Raw genomic sequence first — 23,559 nt, 5'->3', positions numbered from 1 at the left:
GACAGGCGTGTCTTTGCGACGTATCCTGATTCTCTTCTCAACGTCCGGGAAAGGGCACTATGGCGCAGCTTTATTCAGCAATCGACGGGCAGACTTCCTGGCTCCAGAACCTTCTTCTGTTGTTCAGACGTCCCTCGAGATTGCAGATCGCAGCGCTGTGTCATCGTTTGCGCGACGGGCAGCGGGAAGTTCTGCTCGTGACTACCAAGTCCACGCAACGCTGGATTCTTCCCAAAGGCTGGCCAATCCTTTCGCTGAATGCGCATCACACCGCAGCGGTGGAAGCTTTCGAGGAAGCAGGCGTCATCGGAACCGCTCTGAAGAAACCTTTTGCCAGCTTCCAGTCACACAAGGGCGGTGAAGGCGGCTTGCGTTTGAGAACCGAAGTGCTTGTCTTTCTGGTGGACGTTGAGAGCACGACGAGCAGTTTTCCAGACAAGGAGGAGCGGGACGTCCGTTGGCTTCCGATACAGGAAGCTGCCCGGCTTGCCAGCGATCCTGGCTTGGCGAAGGTGCTTCGAAAGCTGGAAAGTTTACCCAACTAAGAAATATTGGCCAATTAGGGCCGTTTCGGTTGACCTTTTCGGACGATTGTTTAAGGCAGGCGCCAGAAGACGCTTGGCTTGCAAGACTTGCCTTCAAAGGACTTCCCGACTGGAACGCCCATGCCGAATTTGAAAAAGCCAACCCTCGATAAAGATCTCGACAAACTGAGCTACATGGAAGAGGCCGCCGGGTCTCTTGGCCGCGGTTTAATTGCGCCAGGTATTGCTCTGGTCTTTATCGTTCTATGTGCGCTTGGCGCAGGTGCCTCCATGTCGGGAGCGCCAGGAACGGTCATTATCGTCGCGGCCGCCGCCATCGGCGCCTATATGGCGCTCAACATCGGCGCCAACGATGTAGCCAACAATGTCGGCCCCGCCGTGGGGTCGCGGGCCATGACGCTTCTGACAGCCCTGATAATAGCGGCCGTCTTCGAAAGTGCCGGCGCCCTTATCGCAGGTGGAGACGTCGTCAGCACGATCTCGAAGGGGATCATCGATCCTGCTTCGGTTGCCGATGCCAACGTCTTTATGGCGGCAATGATGGCAGCTCTGGTGTCCTCCGCACTCTGGATCAACCTTGCCACCTGGATCGGCGCCCCTGTCTCGACCACCCATTCGATTGTGGGTGGTGTCATGGGAGCCGGTATTGCGGCGGCAGGTTTCAGCGCTGTCAATTGGGCAACGATGGGCGGCATTGCAGCAAGCTGGGTCATTTCGCCCTTTCTTGGCGGCTTGATCGCCGCAGCTTTCCTGGCCTTCATCAAGACCTTCATCATCTATCAGGACGACAAGATCGCCGCGGCCCGCAAATGGGTTCCGGTTCTGATCGGGGTGATGTCCGGAACCTTTGCCAGCTATCTGGCTCTCAAGGGCCTGAAGAAGATCGTGAAGATCGACATGCCGATGTCGCTGGTGCTTGGGGTTGTCGTCGGGCTCGCCGTCTGGGCGATTGTTCGTCCGCTAATCCGGCGTCAGTCGGAAGGGTTGGAAAACCGCAACCAGTCGCTCCGCATCCTGTTTTCCGTGCCGCTTGTGTGCTCGGCGGCATTGCTGTCCTTCGCTCACGGAGCCAACGACGTTGCAAACGCCGTTGGGCCGCTGGCCGCTATTGTGCATACGGCGGAACTTGGCGACGTTGCCGCCAAGGTGAGCATACCTCTCTGGGTGATGGCGGTCGGTGCCTTCGGCATTTCCTTCGGTCTGTTGCTGTTCGGGCCCCGCTTGATCGAAATGGTCGGCCAGCAAATCACCAAGCTCAATCCGATGCGGGCCTACTGCGTGTCGCTGTCCGCTGCCATCACGGTGATTGTCGCATCGGGCTTTGGTCTGCCGGTGAGTTCGACTCATATCGCGGTGGGGGCGGTTTTTGGCGTTGGGTTCTTTCGGGAGTGGTACACGGAACGCTCTAAACGGCGGCTGGACTATGTGAACAAGATGCAGGCCAACGGCAATGTTGTCAGGCCTGTCCGCAACCGCGAGGAGCAGGCCCGCCGCCACCTTGTCCGCCGGGCGCATTTCATGACCATTATTGCCGCCTGGGTCGTTACAGTTCCGGCCGCAGCCGTCCTGTCAGCGGGGCTCTACTTTGTCATGGTCAAGCTGATCGCCTGATTGCAGCGGCTCTAACCGGGTAGATGTCCGGCCGGCTCCAAAGTGAGGTTGGCCCAGACTGGCAAGTGATCCGATGCGATACGTGCCGTTTTGGATTTGTGGACACCGGCCTGCCGGACGATGAATTCCGGGCTGGTGATGATCCGATCCAGGCTACCGACGGGCAGGGGGCTAGGGAAGCTCCGGCCTGGTGTCGTCACCTCGTAGCGTTCCTCAAAAAGTTTGATGCTGTCTGCCGAATCGCGCCATTCGTTCAGATCGCCGATGAGCACGGTCGGCAAATAGTCGAGATGCTCGTGGAGCTGGTGCATCAGTGACGTTATCTGTTTCTTGCGAAAGTGGCCGATCAGGCTCAGGTGCATGGCCGCCACACGGATTTTTTCACCGGCCACCAGAAGGTCCACGGCAACGGCTCCACGGGGTTCCAGCGTCGGCAGATCCAGCCGACGGTGATCCAGAATGCCGATGGAATTGCGCACAAGAATGGCGTTTCCGTGCCAGCCGAGGCTTTTGTCTCCGGTGGCGAAGGGCACGGGACGATAGTCCGTTTCGTGCAGAATGGTATCTCTGTCGAGGGTGCTTTCGCGGGGTCCAAAACGTTTGTCGGCCTCTTGCAGCGCCAGGATATCGCAGTCCAGCTCCTGGATCACCTTGAGTGTCCGGTCGGGCCGCCTGCGCGCGTCAACGCCTATTGATTTCTGTATGTTGTAAGAACCGATTTTCAGCATGAGCGCAGAGTGAGGACCTTGCGGGAAAGGAAGCAAGAGTAACAGATTGTTTCGGGCTTCTGTGCGTTCAATTTAGGCAGCGCAGGAATGCTCCATGCGTTCCGTTGCCCGTTTCAGCGCAGCAAAGCATTTGGGGTCGAGCGCCGTGCCGGTGTCACCTTCCATAATGCTGAGAGCTTTCGCCATTGGCATGGGGCCGCGATACGGCCGCGACGCGGTCAAGGCATCGAAAATATCTGCAGTGGTAACGATCCGCGTTTCCATGGAAATCCTGCTTGCTGTCAGTCCGTCCGGATAACCGCGGCCGTCCAGTTTTTCGTGATGGCCCCGCGCAATCGGCGAAAGCTCCTTGAAAGTGTCGATCCTCGATAGGATTTCGTCCGAGTAAACGGGGTGCATCCGGATTTGTTCCCACTCCAGATCATCAAGCTTGCCTGGTTTGTCGAGAACGGAATTGCTGACACCAAGCTTTCCGATGTCATGCAGCAGCGCCGCACGCTTCAGCAACTGACGGTCGCGGATGCCGTATCCCAGCTCCTCGGCGATCATGTCGGTGTAGAGCGTAACCCGCTCGCTGTGACCGGCGGTGAAGGGACTTTTGGAGTCGATGACCAGCGCGAAGCCGTGGGCAATGTCGTCAAGCTGCTCTTCATCTGCAAAACGTGTGTTCTGTGCCGGCTCAAGACCATAGACGATCTTGTCGAGGTTTTCCGATTTCAACGTGCTCCAGAACAGGGGATCTCTCGCAACACTTTCTGCAGCGGCAACCAGGGCCGGATCAAACCAGCTACCGGCTCGTTCTTTCAGTTCGTTCAGCGCGCCATCGACACCGGCGTTCATCTGGAAGACATCAATTACCTGTGCCAGCAAGGCGATCTGGGAAAACACGGGGATCGTTGAGCCAGCAATTCCGTGCGGCCGGCCTTTGCCGTCCCAATGCTCATCCAGGCTGTAAATTCCGGAAACGACCGTTTCCGAGAAATGCATCTGGCGGGCGATGTCGCCACCGCGCGTACAGCGCGTCTCGATCATCTCGTTGGCGATGTCGCCGCCATTTTGGAGAATGTTGACGATGGCGCGAACGCGTTCTGCAAAGCCGTGCTTCAGTCCGGTGTGGGAAAGTACGAAGCGCAGGGCAGCAGGCAGACTGTCGTTGATCGTCTTGAAGTCGTGTTTGAAGGTCAGGTCGTCAGTCAGATAGAGCTCACAGATCCTGGCGGCATTGCTTGAGCAGCCGAGGTCTTTGAGAAGCAAGGTGTAATAGAGATCACTCAGCTGTGCGTCATTGAGGCCAATGTGCCGGCCGACATGAATGCCGATCCAGCAGCAGCGCACACAGTGGCCTCGCGGCTGGCCTTCCGTGATGTCCAGCGCGTGGCTAAGCGCACCAAGCAGCTCCGCCAGCCGGAGTTTTCTGGAAACCTGTTCGGACATAAAAGCGAGCCTCGCGCAGCAATGAGTTGCGCGAGGCTCGCAGAGCTTTGTTAAGATCGGGTGTTTGCACCAGATCCTGTCAGGCTGCTGCCAACTCTCCAGCGGACTGGACAAGCAGACCGGACACGTAGTCCATGAAGGAAACCCAGGCTTCCACCACAAATGTGTCCGCACCAATCCGCCAGATCATCACCGGCGACTTGTGAAACAGCGTTCGTGTCACCGTGCCGACGGGAAAGACCTCCGGCGAGAAGTCAATGAAGATCCCCGTGTTGAGCAACCAGGCGGCCTTGTCGCCACTGACGATGATCGTTTCCGACCGATCTGATATATCGACCAGGGCGTGAGGCTGATCGGAGAGCTTTTCCTCGATCCCGTCGAACACGGTCTTGAGGTCTTCTTCGGGTGCCAGCAATGTCCACTCGTCCGGCCCCATCCAAAGAGCGGCTCGCTTGTCTGCCGTCGTGTTCGACAGGGGGGACAGGGGCAGTACGGCGCCAAATGCTGCTCCGGCGTCCTTTTGCGCGGCTTCCCGGCAGCGCAGCGAAAGGCGCGTCAACGGGACGGCTTTCAAAATGGAGACGGACGGCAGGCTGAGAAGCGGTGTTTCACCCGCGTCCGGCGTGATCAGATCGCTTGCCAGAAGTTCAGACATTGAGCCGTGCTCCTTCCTTGTCATAGAACACCGTGCTGGTCACTTCGACCGGTATGCTGCCGGTCGGCATCGGCACATAGAGCGTCTTGCCTTCCAAAGCGTGGCCGTTCTTCACGATCGCAAGGGCTATCGTTCGATCAAGCGCCGGGCTGTAGTAAGACGAGGTCACGTGACCTTCTGCTGGTGTCCCGGTCGCAGGTTGCTCGGCAGTCGTGATCTGCGCACCTTCTTCCAGCTTCACTTTCGGGTCTTTCGTCAGAAGGCCAACGAACTGCTTGCGACCGTCAGCGACAAGATCGTGACGGGCAAGACCACGCTTGCCGACGAAGTCGAACTTGTTCTTGCCGATCGCCCAGGTCATGCCGGCATCCTGCGGGGTTACGGTTCCGTCGGTGTCCTGACCAACGATGATGTAGCCCTTCTCGGCGCGCAGAACGTGCATGGATTCCGTGCCGTATACGGTGCCGTTGTGCTTTTCGATCTCCTTGGCGAGCGTTTCCCACATCATCTTGCCATGACGGCGGGGCACGTTGATCTCGAAACCCAGTTCACCGGTGAACGAAATCCGGAACAGCCGGCAGGGAACACCGCAAAAGGTGGCTTCCTTGACGCTCATGTGCGGGAAGGCATCCGCGGAGAGATCGACACCTTCGATAAAGGGTGCGATGACTTCCCGAGCCCTCGGCCCCTGAACCGCGGCGACCGCAAACTGCTCGGTCGTCGAAGTGATCCAGACGTTTAGATCCGGCCATTCTGTTTGCAGGTAGTCTTCCATGGTGGCGAACACACTCGGCGCACCACCGGTCGTGGTGGTCACATGGAACCGGTCTTCCGCAAGGCGGCCTATAACGCCATCGTCGGTGATGAAACCGGCATCGTTGAGCAGCAGGCCATAGCGGCAGCGGCCCGGAGCCAGTTTCTTCCACGGGTTTGTGTACATCCGTTCCAGGAATTCGGCCGCATCCGGTCCGACAACTTCGATCTTGCCGAGAGTGGAGGCATCGAACAGGCCGACGCTTTCCCGAACGGTCTTGCATTCGCGCGCAACAGCCGCATGCATGTCTTCGCCGTTCTTCGGGAAATACCAGGTGCGTTTCCACTGACCGACGTCTTCAAACACTCCGCCATTCTGGACAACCCAGTCATGAGAAGGGGTCTTGCGCACCGGGTCGAAGAAGTCGCCACGCGATACACCGGCAAAGAGGCCGAAGGTCGTCGGCGTATAGGGCTGACGGAACGTGGTGAGACCGACATCCGTCATGGGCTTCTGCAAAGCGCCTGAGGCAATTTCCAGCGCGTTCATGTTTGAAAGGCGGCCCTGGTCAGTGGCCATGCCGGTCGTCGTGTAACGCTTGATATGCTCGATGGAGTGCATGCCTTCGCGCACGGCAAGCTTGACGTCCTTGGCGGTTACGTCGTTCTGATAATCGACGAAAGCCTTGACCCTTGACGCATTGCGGTCGTGGGGCAGGGCGCCAAGGATACCGCCGGAACCGGCTTCTCCTCCGGTTGCGGAAGCATAAGTGACCTTGGCGGACTTGCCGGTTGCCGCCTTTGCGGCTTCTTCCCCAGCTGCATAGCCGTCTTCAAGCGTTGCCTGAAGCCCGTAAAGGCCTTTGGCTCCACCTGCCGAGCGTTCTTTCTGAAAAGAAAGGCCGGGCACATAGGCTCCCTTTTCCGCATCCCACACGACCTTGCCGCGAGACTGGGAATAAAGGCTGACGGTGGGTGTCCAGCCGCCGGACATCAGGAGAGCGTCGCACGCGATCTGCCCGCCTGAGGCAACCTGGCCGGAGGTCATCATGCGGCCGATCAAGGCTCCCTTGACCCGCTTGCGTCCGAGCGTGCCGGTGACGACGCATCCGGCCTCGACACGAATACCCCGGGCTTCGGCGATGGCCATCAGACTTTCCGGTGGCGTTTCGCGCATATCGACAATCGCGACTACGTCAACGCCATGATCGGCGAGGTCGAATGCCGCCTGCCATGCGCTGTCGCAAGCCGTTGCCACAAGAACCTTGTGTCCGACCTTCACACCATAGCGGTTGAGATATGTCCGTCCGGCGTCTGCGAGCAGAATGCCCGGGCGGTCGTTTTCCGGAAACACCATCGGACGTTCAATTGCGCCGGCTGCGATCACCACTTCCTTGGCCCGCACCTGCCACAGCCTTTCGCGCGGCAGCTTCGGGTCCGGGTTGGAAAGATGTTCGGTGACGCGTTCGGCCAGCGAAATGAAGTTATGCGCAAAGTAGCCGAAGGCCGTTGTGCGCGGCAGCAGTGTGACATTGTCCATCGCGGCAAGTTTGGCGATGGTTTCCGTCACGAAGTCCGCGGGATCCTTTCCGTCGATGCTTGCACTGGCTTCCGACAGCAGCGAGCCGCCGAATTCAGCCTGCTCATCCACCAGCATGACCTTGGCCCCGGTTTCCGCAGCAGCCAGTGCTGCGGCGAGACCGGTCGGGCCCGATCCCACGACGAGGACGTCGCAGTGAGCGTAGATGTTGCCGTAGACGTCGTGGTCCGGGTTCTTCGGCGGTTTGCCGAGCCCGGCAGCCGAACGGATGATCGGCTCATAGACCTTGTCCCAAAAGGCGTGCGGCCACATGAACGTCTTGTAGTAGAAACCGGCTGGAAACAGCGGCGAAAGCAGATCGTTGACGGCGCCGATATCGAATCCCAGCGACGGAAAACGGTTCTGCGAGATGGCTTCCAGGCCCTGATAGAGTTCGACCTGGGTCGCGCGCAGGTTCGGCGTCTGGTCGCCGTTGCGGTAGACCCCGACCAGGGCGTTCGGTTCTTCCGATCCGGCGGTCAGAATGCCGCGCGGACGGTGGTACTTGAACGAACGGCCGACCAGGTGCACACCATTGGCAAGAAGTGCCGAGGCAAGGGTGTCGCCCTTGTGGCCCTGCATTTCCTCGCCATCGAAGGTGAAGGTAAGCTGTTCGGCGCGGTCGATCCGGCCGCCTTTTTCTGTACGGAATGGCTGGCTCATTTGCCGGCCTCCTTGGCAAGCGCTTCAAGATCCGGTTTCGGTTCGCCGGTCTTGTAGATTTTCAGGAACTTGTCGCTGACGGTGTCGCGGACTGCGTTGAAAAAACGCCCGCAACCGTGGATATGCCGCCAGCGTTCAGCGGCAACACCCTTGGTGTTATCGCGCATGTACAAGAATTCGACCCACTCTTCATCAGTCGCCTTGCTCGGGTCAGCCGGACGCACGATATGGGCCTCGCCGCGACAGGCAAACTCCGTTTCAGCGCGTTCGACCTGGCAATAGGGGCAATAAATCAGCAGCATTCTTGTGATCTCCCCTAGTGGGCCACGGCCGCGGCAGCGGCTTCGTCGATGAGGCGGCCGGTGCGGAACCGGTCGATGCTGAAAGGTGCGTTGATCGGGTGCGGCTCATCCTTGGCAATCGTATGCGCGAAGACGTGACCGGATCCGGGTGTCGCCTTGAATCCGCCGGTGCCCCAGCCGCAGTTGACGTAGAGTCCCTTGACCGGTGTTTTCGACAGGATGGGAGAGCGGTCAGGCGTCGTGTCGACGATGCCGCCCCAGTTGCGCAGCATGCGCATGCGCCGGAAATGCGGGAACAGTTCGCAGATCGCGTCGATGGTATGGTTGGTGATGTGGATGCCGCCCGCCTGGGAATAGGAGACGAACTGGTCCGTACCGGCACCGATCACAAGCTCTCCCTTGTCGGACTGTGAGATATAGGCATGGATCGTGTTGGACATGACAACGCACGGGAAGGCGGGTTTGACGGGCTCTGACACCAGTGCCTGCAGCGGGAAGGATTCCAGCGGCAGACGGACACCGGCCATGTCCATGACGACGGACGTATGCCCGGCGGCGACGACACCGACCTTCTTTGCCTTGATGAAGCCTTTCACCGTTTCAACGCCTTCGACAGCTCCGTTCTGGCCGCGGCGGATGCCGGTGACGGCGCAGTTCTGGATGATGTCGACACCCAGGTTGTCTGCGCCACGTGCATAGCCCCAGGCAACCGCATCATGGCGGGCGGTTCCACCGACACGCTGCAGGGCTGCACCCATGACCGGGTAACGGATATTCTTTGAAATGTTCAGCGGCGGGCAATATTCCTTTGCCTCTTCCGGTGTCAGCCATTCATTCTGAACGCCGGCCAGACGGTTGGCATGGATGTGCCGCTGCGCGACCTGAACGTCATGAACGGTGTGCGCCAGCATCATCACGCCACGTGCGGAATACATGACGTTGTAGTTCAGTTCCTGAGACAGATTTTGCCAGAGGCCGATTGCGTGATTGTAGAGCCCGGCGCTCTCTTCCCAAAGATAGTTGGAGCGCACGATGGTCGTATTCCGACCCGTGTTGCCGCCACCGAGCCAGCCTTTTTCGATCACCGCGACATTGCGGATGCCGTGTTCCTTGGCAAGGTAGTAGGCTGTCGCCAGTCCGTGCCCGCCAGCTCCGACGATGACGACGTCATACTCGGCCTTGGGTTCCGGCGCCCGCCAATGGCGGCCCCAGTTCTGGTGCGCGGAAAAGGCGTTTTTGGCCAGTTCCAGAAAGGAATATCGCTTCATGAAGCAGCGGCTCCGCACGTTGCCGGCGAGCAAACTGGATGAATCCGGTCGGCCGGCCGTCAGGGTCAATACGCAATAGGACGACGACTTTACCGATAGCGACAAAGGCTCGTCCATTGCGAGGCATATTCGCGATTGGCGGCGAAGTTGCGTATAAGGTTTCAGTCGCATGCTTGTCTGAATGCGACATGGGCTCCGAACGTGTTGCGGCGAATGGTGTCAGTCGCGAAAAAAGTCACAAAACCAAAGAGTTTCTGCGAGGTTCGAAAGGTGACTTTCTCAATGAAGTCCATCGAGATCCGCAATACCGGCACAAGAGGTCGCATCCGTTCTTGCATTTGCAGACACGGACGTTAACTCTGCCGGTGAAACACACATCAGGAGATATCCTTCATGGAAGTTCGCGCCGCTGTGGCCGTTGGGGCCGGAAAACCGCTTGAAGTCACCACCGTAAGGCTGGAAGGCCCGCGTGCGTTTGAAGTGCTGGTGGAAATCAAGGCCACCGGCATCTGTCATACCGACGAGTTCACCTTGTCGGGTGCGGATCCGGAAGGCTTGTTTCCAGCGATTCTTGGGCACGAAGGGGCAGGTGTCGTTGTCGAGGTTGGTCCGGGTGTGACTACCTTGAAGCCGGGTGACCACGTCATTCCGCTTTATACCCCCGAGTGCCGGACCTGCGAGTACTGCCTCAACCCGAAAACGAACCTCTGCCAGTCGATCCGTGCAACGCAGGGTCAGGGGCTGATGCCGGACGGCTCGTCCCGATTCTCGACCCTCGATGGCGATCCGATTCTGCACTACATGGGCACGTCGACCTTCTCCAACTACACGGTCGTGCCGGAAATCGCTCTGGCGAAGATCCGTCCGGACGCCCCTTTCGACAAGGTCTGTTACATCGGCTGCGGCGTGACCACCGGCATTGGCGCAGTGATCAACACCGCCAAGGTTGAAATCGGATCGCGCGCGATTGTCTTTGGTCTCGGCGGCATCGGTCTGAACGTTATCCAGGGCTTGCGCCTTGCCGGTGCCGACCAGATTGTCGGCGTTGATCTGAATCCGGAAAAGAAAGAGATGGCTGAGCGTTTCGGAATGACGGACTTCGTCAATCCGAGCGAAGTCGAGGGAGACCTTGTGCCGTACCTGGTGAACCTCACCAAGGGCGGCGCTGATTACACCTTTGATGCCACCGGCAATGTGAACGTCATGCGCACGGCGCTGGAATCTGCCCACAAGGGCTGGGGCGAAAGCATCATTATCGGTGTTGCTCCGGCGGGTGCCGAAATCTCGACCCGTCCGTTCCAGCTTGTGACCGGCCGCGTCTGGAAAGGCACGGCATTCGGTGGCGCACGAGGCCGCACCGACGTTCCGAAGATCGTCGACTGGTACATGGACGGCAAGATCGAAATCGATCCGATGATCACCCACACGATGCCGCTCGAAGACATCAACAAGGGCTTCGATCTGATGCACTCGGGTGAATCGATCCGCTCGGTGGTGGTTTACTGATCGCGCATCAGGCGTAAAACGCCGATACTTTGCCAAAGCGTCGTCCCTGCGAAAGCGGGGACGCGCATGCTGCGTCTCTTCGCTCTGGCGAAGCAAGGCCGGATAAGTCCTTTGAGGTTAGCAGCTATTCAGAGATTGGAATTGATTGACAATGAAAACCCTCTCCGAAAACAAGTCTTTTGGTGGCACACAGGGTGTCTACAGCCATATGTCGGAAGCCTGCGGCTGTGAGATGACCTTTGCGGTCTACGTTCCCCCGCAGGCCAAGGACGGACCGGTTCCGTGTCTTTGGTACCTGTCGGGCCTGACCTGCACCCATGAAAACGCCATGACCAAGGCCGGTCTGCAGGCCCATGCCGCCGAGTTCGGTATTGCAGTCGTTTTCCCGGATACGAGCCCGCGCGGCGAGGGCATTGCCAATGACGAAGCCTACGATCTGGGTCAGGGCGCCGGGTTTTATGTCAACGCGACAGAAACACCTTGGACGCCGCACTTCCAGATGGAAACCTACATCGCCAGCGAATTGCGCGATCTGGTGACCGAAAACTTCCCGGTCTCGGTTCACCATGGCATCACCGGGCATTCCATGGGCGGGCACGGCGCGCTGACACTGGCCATGAAATATCCCGGGCACTATCAGTCGCTGTCCGCCTTTGCGCCGATTGCAAACCCGACGGCTTCCGACTGGGGCCGCAAACAGCTTGGCGCCTATCTCGGGGCCGACGAAACTCTCTGGAAAGCGCACGATGCAACGCTTCTGGTTGGGCAAACGGGCTGGGCAGGTGACATTTTGATTGATCAGGGCGCCAGCGATCAGTTCTACGATCTGCTCAAACCCGGTGCCCTCGTTGATGCGTTGATCGAAACGAAGACGGCTCATACCTACCGGTTGCAGGCAGGTTATGATCATTCCTACTATTTTGTGTCCACGTTCGCACGCGACCATGTTGCCTGGCATGCCGAGCGGTTGAAGGGCTGACCTAAGCCCTTCTGGCCTGGTTCTTTTCACGCAAGGCCTTCGCGTAGGCGCTTTCGGCGAATTTTCTGGTTAGCCTCAATTCGCCCAACATGTACCATTCTTCTATGTGTTCGAGCACGATTGGCTCGAACACATCGTTCATGGCCTGGATCGTCTCCCGAATATCGTAGTCGGTAGAGCCTTCCTGTCTTTCTAGGGGCGGCAGGAGGATCATCTTGAAACGGGCCGGACCCAGCCGGGTCAGATAAGTCGGGATGATCGTACCGCCGCAGGAGTTGGCGAGTTTCACGGCAACAACCGCATTTCCCCTCGACGGTAGCGCACGGCCGAAACACGGCAAATGAACCTGTTTGTCGCGAACTTCATCCACGAATATGGTCATGGAATACCGGCCACTGGTCATCAATCGATGCAGCCGGTATGCGCTTCTTTGGCCTGGTGGGAAGAGATACTGGTTCCGTTCTTTCCGAATGGCATGGACGATCCGATTCTTGAAGCGGTTTGGTTCAGGCTGAAAAGGGCCAACACTCGGTCCGGCAAGCCCCTCATGGATCGCAACGAAAAGCGCCTCCCAAGTGGCAAGATGCACGGATGTGAAGATCACAGGCGCGCCTTTGGCTTGCGCCTCTTTCAGATGCTCCAGACCTTCAACTTCAATTTTAGATTTTTTCCATAACTTGTTGACAACACAGAATTCAGATATTGTCCGGCCGATGTTATGCCACCATCGGTCCAGTCCGGCGTTACGGTCTGCCTCATCAACATATCGTCCCACGGTGAGCGTTTCGAAATTCCGGCTGATGCGCTGCGGAAACAGCTTGTCGCGATAAGACCAGCGCATCATCGGCACAAGCAGATTGCCGAAGCCGGACGCGAACCCCGGGGGACACACTTTCAACGAATGATGAAAAATCGTATTGAGCACACCGTCTTTGACATGCGCAACCCAGTGAAGGCGAGCAGCCTTCCGCGTTGCTTCGTCCTGAGAGACGATGTCCCTCAGGCGCGGGGCTGCAAGCTCTTCCGCTGAGGTTTCGGCGAAGGGAATATCTTCCAGCCGCGTCTGTTTCGTCATGCACAGCGCGGATGCAGCGTCATAGGCAGGTTCTCGCCTGGGCGAAGGGTCAGCCGGGCCACCGGTTGAACGTCCGTTCCCTCTTTCAGCTTCAGCTCAAAATCCTGCGCGAGAATAGCCAGGCTGAGAATGGCTTCCGTCATGCCGAACTGAAGTCCGGCGCAGATGCGCGGTCCGATACTGAAGGGCACGTAGCCATATTTGTTGGGCTTCTTCGATTTCGGATTGAGGAAGCGGCCAGGATAGAAGACATCCGGTTTCGACCAAAGCACCGGATTGCGGTGCATCAGCCACGGAACCACCATGACCAGGGACCCCTTGGGAACGGATTTGCCGCCAATGCTGGTGTCTGCCATTGCTTCGCGTGCGAGGATCGGCACCGGTGGATAAAGTCGCAAGGTCTCCTCGATCACAGCCTTGGTGTAGGGCAGGTTGGGCACATCCTGGAACGTGGGCGACCGGCCGGCAAGGACAGTATCGAGTTCGGCCTGCAGCTTGGTGCGGCTCTTGTCGCATTTGGATAGCAGGAACCAGGCCCAAGCCAGCGTGTTGGCGGTGGTTTCATGTCCCGCCATGAAGATAACGGCCGCTTCGCTGATGATGGCGTCGCGGCTGAGCGGTTCACCGTTCTCGTCCCTCGCTTCCAATAAGCCGCCGATGACGGATGCTTCGCCGCCTTCCTTTTGCGCTTCGTAGCTGGCGATAATCTTGTCGAGCACCGTCATGATACGCTCGACAGGCTTCTTGATCGCGCGGCCACGAAAGCGCGGCAGCCACTCGGGCAGACCGAACAGAGACAGAATGTCAATCTGGTCGATATGGCGCTGGTAGTCGGAAAAACCCTGAACGACTTCAGCGGCATGGTCCTTGCCGAGTTGTCTTCCGAAAATGGTCCGGCATATGATTTCTGCAGTCAGGTGGGCCATGTCGGCGAGTGCGTCAACTTCGGCTCCTTCGCCCTGGGCGGCCCAGTCAGCGCGCTTTTCCTCGATGGTCTCGATCATGATCGGGGCGAACCCTTTGACCCGCGACCCGTGAATGATCGGCGCCACGACCTTGCGTCGCTTGGCCCAGGTTTCCGTATCGCTGATGAATAGTCCATCGCCGAGCAGGGGCTGCAGCGCATGACGCATCTGCGGGCTCTTGCGTTGAAGAACCTCGTGGTTGGTCTGAAACGCCTCTCGCACCACGTCCGGGCGGTTGCAGATCACCAGTTCCCGCGTGAAGATCTTTTTGCTTCTGAGACGGCTTTGAAAGTCGTCAACGCCCCAGATGGACAGGAAATTGCGTTTGGCCATGCCGATCAGGCTCCAGACCGGCGGCATTTTTTCATAGCGGAACGGGTAGGGTGGCACGAAGTCGTCGGCCTGGGTGGTCGCAACACCGGCCTTGCGGGCGTCATCTGAAATTTGCGCGGAAACAGTCACTAAAAAAATCCGAATTCGTTCTGGCTTTACCGGAATAACCTATCAGATGGCTTTTAGTCACTTGGGCCGAACACGTAAAGCACAGAGCGCAAGCACCAGCCATCCGAGGATCACCATCATCCCTCCGATGGGGGCAGACATCGGAAACAGGCGTCTTTCCAGAAAGGCGCGCATCAGCAGGTCACCGCAGAACAAGGTCAGGCCCGCAGCAAGCAATACCAGAACGGCAGGAAGCAGCGGCACTCGTCGGACTTGACCGAGAAGGCCGATGCCCAGAATAACCGGTGCATGAAACAGAAGCATCTGGGCAGCGGTTTCGATCAAGTTGGAAGCGTTGGCATGGGCGGAAAGCGCCAGGCTCACGACACCGCCGGCGCCGATGATGCCGGACAGGATCAGGCCCACTCTGAGCATTGGAGCGGTGGGGGTGGCCTGTGGCTGCATGATGGTGGTGTCCGGTGGTGGATGGGAAAGATCAGCCCGCCGGTTTGAACCGGCGGGTATTGAGAATGAGCTGGATCAGGCAGCGAACCCGCGCTTTTCCAAAAGAGCGTCAATCAGGGGAGCCCGGCCCCGGAATGCCAGGTAAGCAGCTTCCGGGTCCTGCCGGCCACCGGCAGAATAGATGTTGATCAGCAGTTTTTCGGCCGTTTCCGGATCAAACACATTGCCTTTTTCTTCAAAGGCTTCGAAAGCGTCCGCGTCCATGACTTCCGACCACATGTAGCTGTAATATCCAGCCGAATAGCCATCGCCGGAAAAGACATGCTGAAAATGCGGGATACGATGACGCATCGTAATGGCACGGGGCATGCCCATCTTGCCGAGCTCTTCCTTCTCAAAGGCCGCAATATCAAGTTCAGACGGGTTGTCCAACTGATGCAGCTCGAGATCGATCAGCGCGGATGCAGTATATTCGACTGTCGCAAAGCCCTGATTGAAATTGGCGGCGGCGAGCAGCTTTTCGAGAAGCTTATTGGGCATCGATTCGCCGGTCTTGTAGTGAACCGCGTATTTCGAAAGCACTTCGGGCTGGGACAGCCAGTGCTCGTATAGCTGAGAAGGCAGCTCGACGAAATCACGCGAGACGCTAGTGCCCGAGATCATCGGGTAGGTTACGTCCGACAGGAGACCATGAAGGCCGTGGCCGAACTCGTGGAACAGCGTGCGAGCGTCGTCGAAGGTCAGAAGTGTGGCCTGTCCCTTGGCGCCCTTGGAGAAGTTCATCACATTGACGATAATCGGCGTGACGTCACCGTCCAGCCTGTGCTGTGAGCGGAAGGCGCTCATCCAGGCACCTGAGCGTTTTGACGACCGTGCGAAATAGTCTCCAAGGAAGAGACCCACATGTTTGCCGTCCTTGCCGAGAACTTCAAATACCCGGACATCGGGGTGGTAAACCGGCAGGTCTTTGAGTTCTTTGAAGGTCAGCCCGAAGAGACGTGTTGCGGTGTCAAAAGCCGCCTGAATGATGTTTTCAAGCTGCAGATATGGCTTCAGCTCCGTTTCATCCAGGTCGTGCTCCGCCTTGCGGACCTTTTCGGAATAAAAACGCCAGTCCCAGGCCTCGATTGAATGATTTTCTCCGGCACTGCGGGCCATCTCTGCAAGTTTTGCTTCTTCTTCCCGAGCTTGAGCGACAGCCGGTTCCCAAACCTTTTCGAGCAATCCTCTGACATTCTCAGGCGTCTTGGCCATGGTGTCGTCGAGTTTGAATTCCGCAAAATTCTTGAAGCCAAGCATCCGGGCTTTCTCGTCCCTGAGCTTGAGCGTTTCGATGATGATGGCCTGATTGTCCGTCTGGCCACCGTTTTCCCCACGGGCAGACCAGGCTTTGAAAGCTTCTTCGCGCAGGCGACGGTTCGTGGAAAACTGGAGGAACGGCTCGATTGAGGAACGCGAGAGCGTAATGACGTGTTTTCCATCCAGCCCACGTTCATTTGCAGCTTCTGCGGCAGCCGTCAGCAGAAAGTCTGGCAATCCCGCAAGGTCTTCCTCGGTTTCGAGAACGAGCTGATAGTCCGACTCATCCTTGAGAACGTTCTGGGAAAAGCTGGTGCCGAGAGTGGCAAGTCTTTGCGAAATCTCAGCCATCCGTGCCTTGCCCGCCTCGTCGAGACCGGCTCCGGCGCGCTGGAACATTTTCTGATACCGCTCCAGAACGCGTGCCTCTTCTGCGTTGAGGCCGAGAGTGTCTCTTTGTTGCCACAACGCCTCAATGCGTCCAAATAGTTCAGAGTTGAGCAGCATTTCCGAGGAATGCTTGGCCAGTTTCGGCGCAACGTCTCGTTCGATCTTTTGCATGGCCTCGTTGGTATGGGCACCGGTCAGATTGAAGAACGTTCTTGCCACCTTCGTAAGCTTCTTTCCCGATGTTTCGAGGGCGACGATGGTGTTCTCGAAAGTCGGCGGCGTGTCCTGATTGGCAATCCTGTCGGTGTCGACCTGGGCCTCTGCCATGGCCACGTCGAAGGCTTCCTCGAAGTGTTCGGGAGCGATGGCTTCGAAGGGGGGCAGATCGAACGGTGTGGTCCAGTCGGCAAGAAGCGGATTGACGGTCATTTGAGCCTCGAAAGGTATCTTGAAGGATGTGAGCGACATATGGCGCAGTTCGTTGCCGGTTCCAAGCACCCGCCAGCCAAATAGTGGTTCGCGTCTAGTCTGGCCTCACTAAGTGTGAGGCGACCGGTGATGGCAAAACCACCTATAAGTTTGTTTTCGGCGTGAGTGCCTGGAAGCTTCTACCACATCGAGTTTCTGGCACGCTCAGGCCATTCCTGGTCATAGGCTTTGCCATCGAAACTCGACTTGATCTCCTCCATGATTGCACCGGGTGTCGGCAGGTCTCCCCTGGCAATCCTGTTCTCAGGCTCCCAGAGACCGGCGCGCATGATTGCCCGTGCACATTGAAAGTAGACGGAGCTGATCGTGACGACGATCACCGAACGCGGCAGATGGCCTTCCTTTTCGAAGCCGGCGATGAGGTCTGCGTCGACTGAGACAACCGCCTTGCCATTGATCCTCAGAACGTTGTTCCAGCCGGGCACCATGAACATGAGCGAAACGCGAGGATCGCGAACGATATTGCGAAGGGAATCAATCCGGTTGTTGCCGCGCCGATCAGGCATCAGGAGCGTGCGGTCGTCTTTTATCCTGACAACCATTCCGTCGTCTCCGCGTGGAGAGCAATCGAGCCCCTCCGGGCCACAGGTTGCGAGCGTACAGAAGCTCGATGCTTCTATGATGGTCCGGTAAGCCGGGCTCAGGTGGTCGATTTCCTTGACCAGGGACGCTTCACCGGCCGTGCCGTAGTGTGCGTGAAGGTCCTCAAGGGTAGTGAGGATGCTCATGTAAGTGATTCCGGGCGGTTGTGCGCGAAAGAAGGCGAGAGCCGTAGCTTATCCGTCCGGATTGGTCGCCGTCAATTTGGTCCCGTAGCTACTCTGACCTTCACACAACCTTGCACTTTGGTCTAACGCCTTGAATTCTTGGATTTTTGCCGCCTAACGTGGAGGTAATTTCGCATTGCGGTATGAATGATCGGCAAGTGGCTGAATTTTAAGAAGAACAAAAATGCTGCATTGCGATATAATTCGCGAATAATGCAAAAAAATCTCTACGAATACTTCGAAAGTATAATGATCGATTTATGCAGGTCGATCCGATAGTCGTATTGCTGTTTTGCAGAGGATTTTTTTACAGTCGTTGCAGCTTGCAGTTTTGGTGCGGAGGAGCCGGGATCCCGGACGGGAAAAAGCCGGAATTGCTTGCAGCTGTACAGCTATTGCAGGCGTGCCCGAGGTGGGCACGCAACGCCTTTCTGGGAGGAAAGTATGAGCTTAATTCGTAAACCCCTCAATCGTCGTTCCATTTTGCGCGCTGGTGCTCTGGGCGGTGCCGCTCTGGCAACGCCAACCATTTTCACCAGTCGCGCATGGTCTGCCGGTTACCTCAACGAGCCGACAGGCGCTGAAGTCGTTCTGGGCTTCAACGTTCCGCAGACCGGCGCTTATGCCGACGAAGGGGCGGACGAACTGCGTGCCTATCAGTTGGCTGTGAAACACCTGAACGGTGAAGGCGACGGCGGTCTGCTGAACACCTTCTCCTCCAAGGAACTTCAGGGCAACGGCGTCAACGGCAAGAAGGTCGCCTTCGTTACCGGTGACACGCAGACCAAATCAGACGCGGCGCGTGCATCCGCCAAGCGCATGATTGAAAAAGACGGCGCGATCATGATCACCGGTGGTTCGTCCTCCGGCGTCGCGATTGCCGTTCAGTCGCTCTGCCAGGAAGCAGGCGTCATCTTCATGGCCGGTCTGACCCACTCCAACGACACCACCGGCAAGGACAAGCGCAAGAATGGTTTCCGCCACTTCTTCAATACCGAAATGTCCGGCGCTGCGCTGGCACCGGTGCTGAAGAACAACTACGGCACCGACCGCAAGGCCTACCACCTGACGGCCGACTACACCTGGGGCTGGTCGCAGGAAGAATCCATCAAGAAGTACACCGAAGGCATGGGCTGGGAGACGGTCGCTGCCGTTCGCACACCGCTTGGTGCAGGTGACTTCTCGCAGTACATCACGCCGGTTCTAAACTCCGGTGCCGACGTACTGGTCCTGAACCACTACGGCAAGGACATGGTGAACTCCCTGACCCAGGCCGTTCAGTTCGGTCTGCGCGACAAGCAGGTCAACGGCAAGGACTTCGTGATCGTCGTTCCGCTCTATTCCCGCCTGATGGCACAGGGTGCCGGTGAAAACGTGAAGGGTATCTTCGGTTCCACCAACTGGCACTGGTCACTGCAGGATGAAGGCTCCAAGGCTTTCGTTAAGTCCTTCGGCCAGGAATACGGCTTCCCGCCGAGCCAGGCTGCTCACACCTGCTATGTGCAGACATTGCTTTATGCCGACGCTGCACAGCGGGCAGGCACGTTCGATCCTTGTGCAATTGCCGCGGCCCTCGAAGGTTTCGAGTTCGACGGCATGGGCAATGGTCCGACCCTCTATCGCGCCGACGATCACCAGTGCTTCAAGGACGTTCTGGTCGTGAAGGGTAAGGAAAACCCGAGCTCCCAGTTCGACCTTCTGGAAGTGGTGGAAATCACTCCGCGTTCGCAGGTCGAATACCCGGCAGACATGCTGGGTGGCGAACTCGGGGCGTGCAACAACGGCGCATAAGCCCTTGAACGTCGGCAGCCGCCGGAGGATCTCCGCCGGCGGCTGCTGCTTATCAAGAGGCAAGTGACGCAGCAGATAGCGGCAAGACCATGGATGTGATTATTCTTCAACTGCTGAACGGGTTGGACAAGGGCGGCGCCTATGCGCTGATTGCTCTTGGGCTGACCCTGATTTTCGGGACCCTCGGGGTCGTCAACTTCGCGCATGGTGCCTTGTTCATGCTGGGTGCGTTCTGCGCGGTGACGTTCAACAAGCTGCTCAGCCTGGAGATCGTGACTACGGACCCGACCAAGACAACGGCCTGGGGAACGCCTCTCGAGATCCGGACACCCTATATCGAAGCCTATCTGGGCGATTTCGGTCACTGGGTTCTCAACTATTCTGTGCCGGTTTCCATCCTGCTTGCCATTCCCGTTATGCTGCTCTTCGGCTTCATCATGGAACGCGGCCTGATCAAGCATTTTTACAACCGGGCACATGCCGATCAGATCCTCGTCACGTTCGGTCTGGCTATCGTCCTTCAGGAAATCATCAAGTCGATCTTTGGTGCCAACCCGATCCCGCAAACAGCGCCTGACGCCGTGCGTGGTGCTGCGGACATCGGAGCTGCCCTCGGTATGGATCCTGGCGTGATCGTCTATCCCTACTGGCGCATGGTCTATCTTGCCTTCGCAGGCGCAATCATCGCAGCCGTGTTCGCCTTTCTGCAATTCACCACATTCGGCATGGTCGTGCGTGCCGGCATGGCCGACCGCCATACGGTCGGGCTGCTTGGCATCAACATCGAACGCCGTTTCACCATCGTTTTCGCGATTGCTGCCGTGGTCGCCGGTCTGGCGGGGGTCATGTACACGCCAATCCTGCCACCTGACTATCACATGGGGATGGACTTCCTTGTCCTCAGCTTTGTGGTGGTGGTTGTCGGCGGCATGGGATCGCTGCCAGGAGCGGTCGCGGCAGGTTTCCTGCTCGGTATCCTGCAGTCCTTCGCGTCGATGAACGAAATCAAGGCCATCCTGCCCGGCATCGATCAGATCATCATCTATCTCGTTGCCGTGGTCATCCTTCTCGTGCGTCCGCGCGGGCTGCTGGGCCGCAAGGGCGTCATGGAGAACTAAGAAATGTCTACAAAAACATCTCCTGCACGCGACTACATCTTCTTCGCCGTCTTCGCTGTTGCGGTACTCACCATGCCGATCTGGCTGGAGCCGGTGGGGGCGGGTTATCCGGACCTTCTGCAGAAGTTTGCAATCTTCGGTCTCTTCGCAACCGGGTTCAACATTCTGTTCGGTCTGACGGGATACCTGTCCTTCGGTCACGCGGCCTTTCTGGGTGTCGGGTCCTATACCGCGGTCTGGACATTCAAGCTGCTTGGCATGAACCCGATCCCCGCCGTGATCATGGCAATCATCGCCTCCGGCATCTTCGCCCTGGCCATCGGTTATGTGTCGCTGCGCCGGTCGGGCATCTACTTCTCGATCCTGACCCTTGCTTTCGCCCAGATGTCTTACAATCTGGCCTATTCGGTTCTGACGCCGATCACCAACGGTGAAACGGGCTTGCGTGTTCTACGCAGCGACCCGCGCCTGTTCGATGGCAATGGTGGTCAGGAAGGCCCCCTGATCGCGAACCTGTTCGGCGTTGAAATGACCGGGTGGGGTGGCTTCTACTTCTGCGCAGTCATTCTGCTGATCGGTTTCTTCATCGCCCAGCGGATCTTCCGGTCACCATTCGGAATCATGCTGCGCGCTGTGAAGACCAACCAGAACCGCATGACCTACACCGGCCTCAATCCGCGTCCCTACACACTGGCGGCGTTTGTGATCTCTGGCATGTATGCAGGTCTGGCCGGAGCACTGATGTGCATCACCGATCCGCTCGCAGGTGCTGAGCGCATGCAATGGACCGCATCCGGTGAGGTCGTTCTTATGACCATTCTCGGCGGTGCGGGCACATTGCTCGGCCCGATCTTCGGTGCGGCCCTGATCAAGTATTTCGAGAACATCTTCTCTGCCTTCAACGAGCAGACCCTGCATGAGATTTTCGGTTTCCTTCCCGACTTTATCGAAGGCCCGGTCATTTCCGTTGCAGGCCTGTTCGTCGGTGAAGGCTGGCATCTAACGCTCGGTGTTCTCTTCATGCTGATCGTTATCTTCCTGCCTGGTGGCATCATGGAAGGCGTGTCCCGGATCGGTAAGCTGTTCAAGCGCTCGTCCGGCAAGTCCGAGCCGAACCGCGCAACCGCCCCTGCAGAGTAAGGAACAAGAATATGGAAATCCTACGTGTAGAGGGCGTCAACAAGTCGTTCGGCGGTCTGAGAGCCCTCAACAATGTCAATTTCTCGGTTGAGCAAGGCACAGTTCACGCGATCATCGGACCGAATGGTGCAGGCAAGTCGACCTTTCTGAACTGCATGATCGGACGGTTGATCCCCGATACAGGCACCGTCAAGTTCGGCAATATATCGCTGACTGGCATGAAGCCCTACGAGATCAACCAGGTCGGTGTTTCGCGCGTGTTCCAGACGCCGGAAATCTTCGCGGAACTCACACTCCTGGAGAATGTCATCATTCCGACCATGGCCAAGCGCGACGGACAGTTCTCATTGCGGCCGTTCAAGCGGCTGGATGCGGATACGGAGATCCAGGACAAGGCGCTCCACATGCTGGAGGATGTCGGTCTGGCGGAGAAGAAGGACGTTATCTCCGGTTCCCTGTCACGAGGAGACAAACGCCGGCTCGAACTGGCCATGTGCCTCTCCCAGGATCCGAAGCTCCTGCTTCTAGATGAACCGACAGCGGGCATGTCTCGCGCCGACACTAACAACACGATCGATCTTCTGAAACGGATTGCCGGTCGCGGTATTACCAAGGTGGTCATCGAGCACGACATGCATGTTGTGTTTTCGCTCGCCGACAAGGTGACCGTGCTCGCACAGGGAACGATCATCGCGGAAGGCAAGCCCGCAGAAATCAAAGGGGATCCGCGCGTGCAGGAAGCTTATCTCGGAGGAGCGCATCTGTGACCCTAATAGACGATCAGTTCAGCGGCAGATCCGCTCCCGGCGTGCCGCCGCGCAAATCAAAAGGCGGAGCACCGGCATTTTTATCGGCGTGGGATCTGCATGCCTACTATGGCGAAAGCTATATTGTTCAGGGTGTCAGCTTCGACATTCGCGAAGGGGAGATCCTGGCACTTCTTGGCCGCAATGGCGCTGGCAAGACCTCGACACTGCGTGCGATCGCCCGTATGGACGACCCGCAACTGAAGCACGGCGAGATCTGGCTTGATCACAAGCCGCTCCACTCCATGAAGAGCTACCAGGCCGCACGTCAGGGCGTTGGCCTCGTGCCGGAAGACAGACGCATCATTCCTGGCCTCACGGTACAGGAAAATCTTGAACTGTCACAGATCGCTGAGCCGGTTGGCTGGTCGATCGAGCGCATCTATGAGCATTTTCCTCGTCTGGCAGAGCGCCGGTCGCAGGAAGCAATCACCATGTCCGGCGGAGAGCAGCAGATGCTGGCCGTTGCCCGCATCCTTGCGCGCGACATCAAGCTGCTGTTGCTGGACGAGCCTTACGAAGGTCTTGCTCCGGTGATCGTTCAGGAGATCGAGCGCATCCTGGAGGGCGTTAAGGACCTCGGTATCACGACCATTATCGTTGAGCAGAACGCAATTGCGGCGCTTCATCTTGCGGACAGGGCAGTCATCCTGGACATGGGCGAAGTCGTGTTTGACGGAGCGGCGCAGGATGTTCTCGACAATGCCCAATTGCGACAGGAATACCTGGCGATTTGATCCATCGGAACATTGGTAAATGATCGGCCGGCGCATAGCGCCGGCCTTTTCTT

Annotated in this window: 20 protein-coding genes; 9 read left to right on the top strand and 11 right to left on the bottom strand. The window is 57.9% G+C overall.

What is annotated here, in order from left to right; genetic code table 11:
• Positions 1-59 precede the first annotated feature (59 nt).
• Together V1T76_RS09030 and V1T76_RS09025 are read left to right on the top strand one after the other, a co-directional pair.
• Positions 60-545, top strand: coding sequence for an NUDIX hydrolase (locus tag V1T76_RS09030; protein WP_330560339.1), 486 nt, complete (start codon positions 60-62; stop codon positions 543-545).
• A 120-nt stretch (positions 546-665) separates the two neighbouring features.
• Positions 666-2,156, top strand: coding sequence for an inorganic phosphate transporter (locus V1T76_RS09025; protein ID WP_330560338.1), 1,491 nt, complete (start codon positions 666-668; stop codon positions 2,154-2,156).
• Between the two features lie 11 nt (positions 2,157-2,167).
• On the opposite strand, the gene V1T76_RS09020 is transcribed toward V1T76_RS09025, so the two are convergent.
• The 6 genes from V1T76_RS09020 to V1T76_RS08995 all read right to left on the bottom strand — a co-directional run bounded on the left by V1T76_RS09020 (position 2,168) and on the right by V1T76_RS08995 (position 9,538).
• On the bottom strand, positions 2,168-2,884 hold the full coding sequence (locus tag V1T76_RS09020; RefSeq protein WP_330560337.1) for an endonuclease/exonuclease/phosphatase family protein: 717 nt from the start codon (positions 2,882-2,884) through the stop codon (positions 2,168-2,170).
• A gap of 72 nt (positions 2,885-2,956) precedes the next feature.
• Entirely contained in the window at positions 2,957-4,318 is a 1,362-nt protein-coding gene (locus V1T76_RS09015) for an HD-GYP domain-containing protein (RefSeq protein ID WP_330560336.1), read from the bottom strand.
• A 79-nt stretch (positions 4,319-4,397) separates the two neighbouring features.
• Entirely contained in the window at positions 4,398-4,973 is a 576-nt protein-coding gene (locus V1T76_RS09010; protein ID WP_330560335.1) for a sarcosine oxidase subunit gamma, read from the bottom strand.
• Positions 4,966-7,968, bottom strand: coding sequence for a sarcosine oxidase subunit alpha family protein (locus V1T76_RS09005; RefSeq protein ID WP_330560334.1), 3,003 nt, complete (start codon positions 7,966-7,968; stop codon positions 4,966-4,968). The genes V1T76_RS09010 and V1T76_RS09005 overlap by 8 nt, the downstream gene beginning before the upstream one ends.
• Complete coding sequence (locus V1T76_RS09000; RefSeq protein ID WP_330560333.1) at positions 7,965-8,270, bottom strand: sarcosine oxidase subunit delta; 306 nt, start codon at positions 8,268-8,270, stop codon at positions 7,965-7,967. The genes V1T76_RS09005 and V1T76_RS09000 overlap by 4 nt, the downstream gene beginning before the upstream one ends.
• Before the next feature lie 14 nt (positions 8,271-8,284).
• Positions 8,285-9,538 (bottom strand): sarcosine oxidase subunit beta family protein, encoded by a 1,254-nt coding sequence (locus V1T76_RS08995; protein ID WP_330560332.1) that lies wholly within the window; start codon positions 9,536-9,538, stop codon positions 8,285-8,287.
• 393 nt (positions 9,539-9,931) lie between these two features.
• Here V1T76_RS08995 and V1T76_RS08990 point away from each other — a divergent pair, with 393 nt between their 5' ends.
• Positions 9,932-11,044 (top strand): S-(hydroxymethyl)glutathione dehydrogenase/class III alcohol dehydrogenase, encoded by a 1,113-nt coding sequence (locus V1T76_RS08990; RefSeq protein ID WP_330560331.1) that lies wholly within the window; start codon positions 9,932-9,934, stop codon positions 11,042-11,044.
• A 151-nt stretch (positions 11,045-11,195) separates the two neighbouring features.
• Positions 11,196-12,023 carry an S-formylglutathione hydrolase gene (gene fghA, locus V1T76_RS08985; protein WP_330560330.1) on the top strand — a complete coding sequence of 276 codons (828 nt, stop codon included), beginning with the start codon at positions 11,196-11,198 and terminating at the stop codon, positions 12,021-12,023.
• Between the two features lies 1 nt (position 12,024).
• Here the strand turns inward: fghA and V1T76_RS08980 are convergent, their stop codons facing one another.
• The 5 genes from V1T76_RS08980 to V1T76_RS08960 all read right to left on the bottom strand — a co-directional run bounded on the left by V1T76_RS08980 (position 12,025) and on the right by V1T76_RS08960 (position 17,875).
• Positions 12,025-13,098: a lysophospholipid acyltransferase family protein gene (locus tag V1T76_RS08980; protein WP_330560329.1), complete on the bottom strand. Its 1,074-nt coding sequence runs from the start codon at positions 13,096-13,098 to the stop codon at positions 12,025-12,027.
• On the bottom strand, positions 13,095-14,525 hold the full coding sequence (locus tag V1T76_RS08975) for a cytochrome P450 (RefSeq protein WP_330560328.1): 1,431 nt from the start codon (positions 14,523-14,525) through the stop codon (positions 13,095-13,097). Before V1T76_RS08975 ends, V1T76_RS08980 begins: the two co-directional genes overlap by 4 nt.
• Positions 14,526-14,582: 57 nt before the next feature.
• Positions 14,583-14,969: a DUF423 domain-containing protein gene (locus V1T76_RS08970; protein ID WP_330560327.1), complete on the bottom strand. Its 387-nt coding sequence runs from the start codon at positions 14,967-14,969 to the stop codon at positions 14,583-14,585.
• A gap of 75 nt (positions 14,970-15,044) precedes the next feature.
• Positions 15,045-17,087, bottom strand: coding sequence for a M3 family metallopeptidase (locus V1T76_RS08965; protein ID WP_330560326.1), 2,043 nt, complete (start codon positions 17,085-17,087; stop codon positions 15,045-15,047).
• A 179-nt stretch (positions 17,088-17,266) separates the two neighbouring features.
• The gene (locus V1T76_RS08960; protein ID WP_330560325.1) at positions 17,267-17,875 is read right to left on the bottom strand and encodes a pyridoxamine 5'-phosphate oxidase family protein; all 609 of its coding nucleotides are present in this window, start codon (positions 17,873-17,875) and stop codon (positions 17,267-17,269) included.
• A 483-nt stretch (positions 17,876-18,358) separates the two neighbouring features.
• Here V1T76_RS08960 and V1T76_RS08955 point away from each other — a divergent pair, with 483 nt between their 5' ends.
• The 5 genes from V1T76_RS08955 to V1T76_RS08935 all read left to right on the top strand — a co-directional run bounded on the left by V1T76_RS08955 (position 18,359) and on the right by V1T76_RS08935 (position 23,506).
• Positions 18,359-19,705, top strand: a complete 1,347-nt coding sequence (locus V1T76_RS08955) for a substrate-binding protein (protein ID WP_330560324.1) — start codon at positions 18,359-18,361, stop codon at positions 19,703-19,705.
• A gap of 89 nt (positions 19,706-19,794) precedes the next feature.
• Positions 19,795-20,823 carry a branched-chain amino acid ABC transporter permease gene (locus tag V1T76_RS08950; RefSeq protein ID WP_330560323.1) on the top strand — a complete coding sequence of 343 codons (1,029 nt, stop codon included), beginning with the start codon at positions 19,795-19,797 and terminating at the stop codon, positions 20,821-20,823.
• Between the two features lie 3 nt (positions 20,824-20,826).
• Positions 20,827-21,963, top strand: coding sequence for a branched-chain amino acid ABC transporter permease (locus V1T76_RS08945; protein ID WP_442970100.1), 1,137 nt, complete (start codon positions 20,827-20,829; stop codon positions 21,961-21,963).
• 11 nt (positions 21,964-21,974) lie between these two features.
• Positions 21,975-22,730, top strand: a complete 756-nt coding sequence (locus tag V1T76_RS08940) for an ABC transporter ATP-binding protein (protein ID WP_330560322.1) — start codon at positions 21,975-21,977, stop codon at positions 22,728-22,730.
• The gene (locus tag V1T76_RS08935) at positions 22,727-23,506 is read left to right on the top strand and encodes an ABC transporter ATP-binding protein (RefSeq protein WP_330560321.1); all 780 of its coding nucleotides are present in this window, start codon (positions 22,727-22,729) and stop codon (positions 23,504-23,506) included. The genes V1T76_RS08940 and V1T76_RS08935 overlap by 4 nt, the downstream gene beginning before the upstream one ends.
• Positions 23,507-23,559: the final 53 nt, after the last annotated feature.

This window comes from Roseibium sp. FZY0029, from assembly GCF_036350355.1.
Taxonomy (GTDB): Bacteria; Pseudomonadota; Alphaproteobacteria; order Rhizobiales; family Stappiaceae; genus Roseibium.
This window is presented reverse-complemented; position numbering and strand designations above follow the sequence as displayed.

Excerpts from the sequence above, each read along its gene's own strand:
- V1T76_RS08940 (WP_330560322.1), top strand. The coding sequence starts at position 21,975 with ATGGAAATCCTACGTGTAGAGGGCGTCAACAAGTCGTTCGGCGGTCTG.
- V1T76_RS08945 (WP_442970100.1), top strand. The coding sequence starts at position 20,827 with ATGTCTACAAAAACATCTCCTGCACGCGACTACATCTTCTTCGCCGTC.
- V1T76_RS08970 (WP_330560327.1), bottom strand. The coding sequence starts at position 14,969 with ATGCAGCCACAGGCCACCCCCACCGCTCCAATGCTCAGAGTGGGCCTG.
- V1T76_RS09005 (WP_330560334.1), bottom strand. The coding sequence starts at position 7,968 with ATGAGCCAGCCATTCCGTACAGAAAAAGGCGGCCGGATCGACCGCGCC.
- V1T76_RS08990 (WP_330560331.1), top strand. The coding sequence starts at position 9,932 with ATGGAAGTTCGCGCCGCTGTGGCCGTTGGGGCCGGAAAACCGCTTGAA.
- V1T76_RS08960 (WP_330560325.1), bottom strand. The coding sequence starts at position 17,875 with ATGAGCATCCTCACTACCCTTGAGGACCTTCACGCACACTACGGCACG.
- V1T76_RS09010 (WP_330560335.1), bottom strand. The coding sequence starts at position 4,973 with ATGTCTGAACTTCTGGCAAGCGATCTGATCACGCCGGACGCGGGTGAA.
- V1T76_RS08980 (WP_330560329.1), bottom strand. The coding sequence starts at position 13,098 with ATGACGAAACAGACGCGGCTGGAAGATATTCCCTTCGCCGAAACCTCA.
- fghA (WP_330560330.1), top strand. The coding sequence starts at position 11,196 with ATGAAAACCCTCTCCGAAAACAAGTCTTTTGGTGGCACACAGGGTGTC.
- V1T76_RS08965 (WP_330560326.1), bottom strand. The coding sequence starts at position 17,087 with ATGACCGTCAATCCGCTTCTTGCCGACTGGACCACACCGTTCGATCTG.
- V1T76_RS09000 (WP_330560333.1), bottom strand. The coding sequence starts at position 8,270 with ATGCTGCTGATTTATTGCCCCTATTGCCAGGTCGAACGCGCTGAAACG.
- V1T76_RS08995 (WP_330560332.1), bottom strand. The coding sequence starts at position 9,538 with ATGAAGCGATATTCCTTTCTGGAACTGGCCAAAAACGCCTTTTCCGCG.
- V1T76_RS09030 (WP_330560339.1), top strand. The coding sequence starts at position 60 with ATGGCGCAGCTTTATTCAGCAATCGACGGGCAGACTTCCTGGCTCCAG.
- V1T76_RS09015 (WP_330560336.1), bottom strand. The coding sequence starts at position 4,318 with ATGTCCGAACAGGTTTCCAGAAAACTCCGGCTGGCGGAGCTGCTTGGT.
- V1T76_RS08950 (WP_330560323.1), top strand. The coding sequence starts at position 19,795 with ATGGATGTGATTATTCTTCAACTGCTGAACGGGTTGGACAAGGGCGGC.
- V1T76_RS09025 (WP_330560338.1), top strand. The coding sequence starts at position 666 with ATGCCGAATTTGAAAAAGCCAACCCTCGATAAAGATCTCGACAAACTG.
- V1T76_RS08955 (WP_330560324.1), top strand. The coding sequence starts at position 18,359 with ATGAGCTTAATTCGTAAACCCCTCAATCGTCGTTCCATTTTGCGCGCT.
- V1T76_RS09020 (WP_330560337.1), bottom strand. The coding sequence starts at position 2,884 with ATGCTGAAAATCGGTTCTTACAACATACAGAAATCAATAGGCGTTGAC.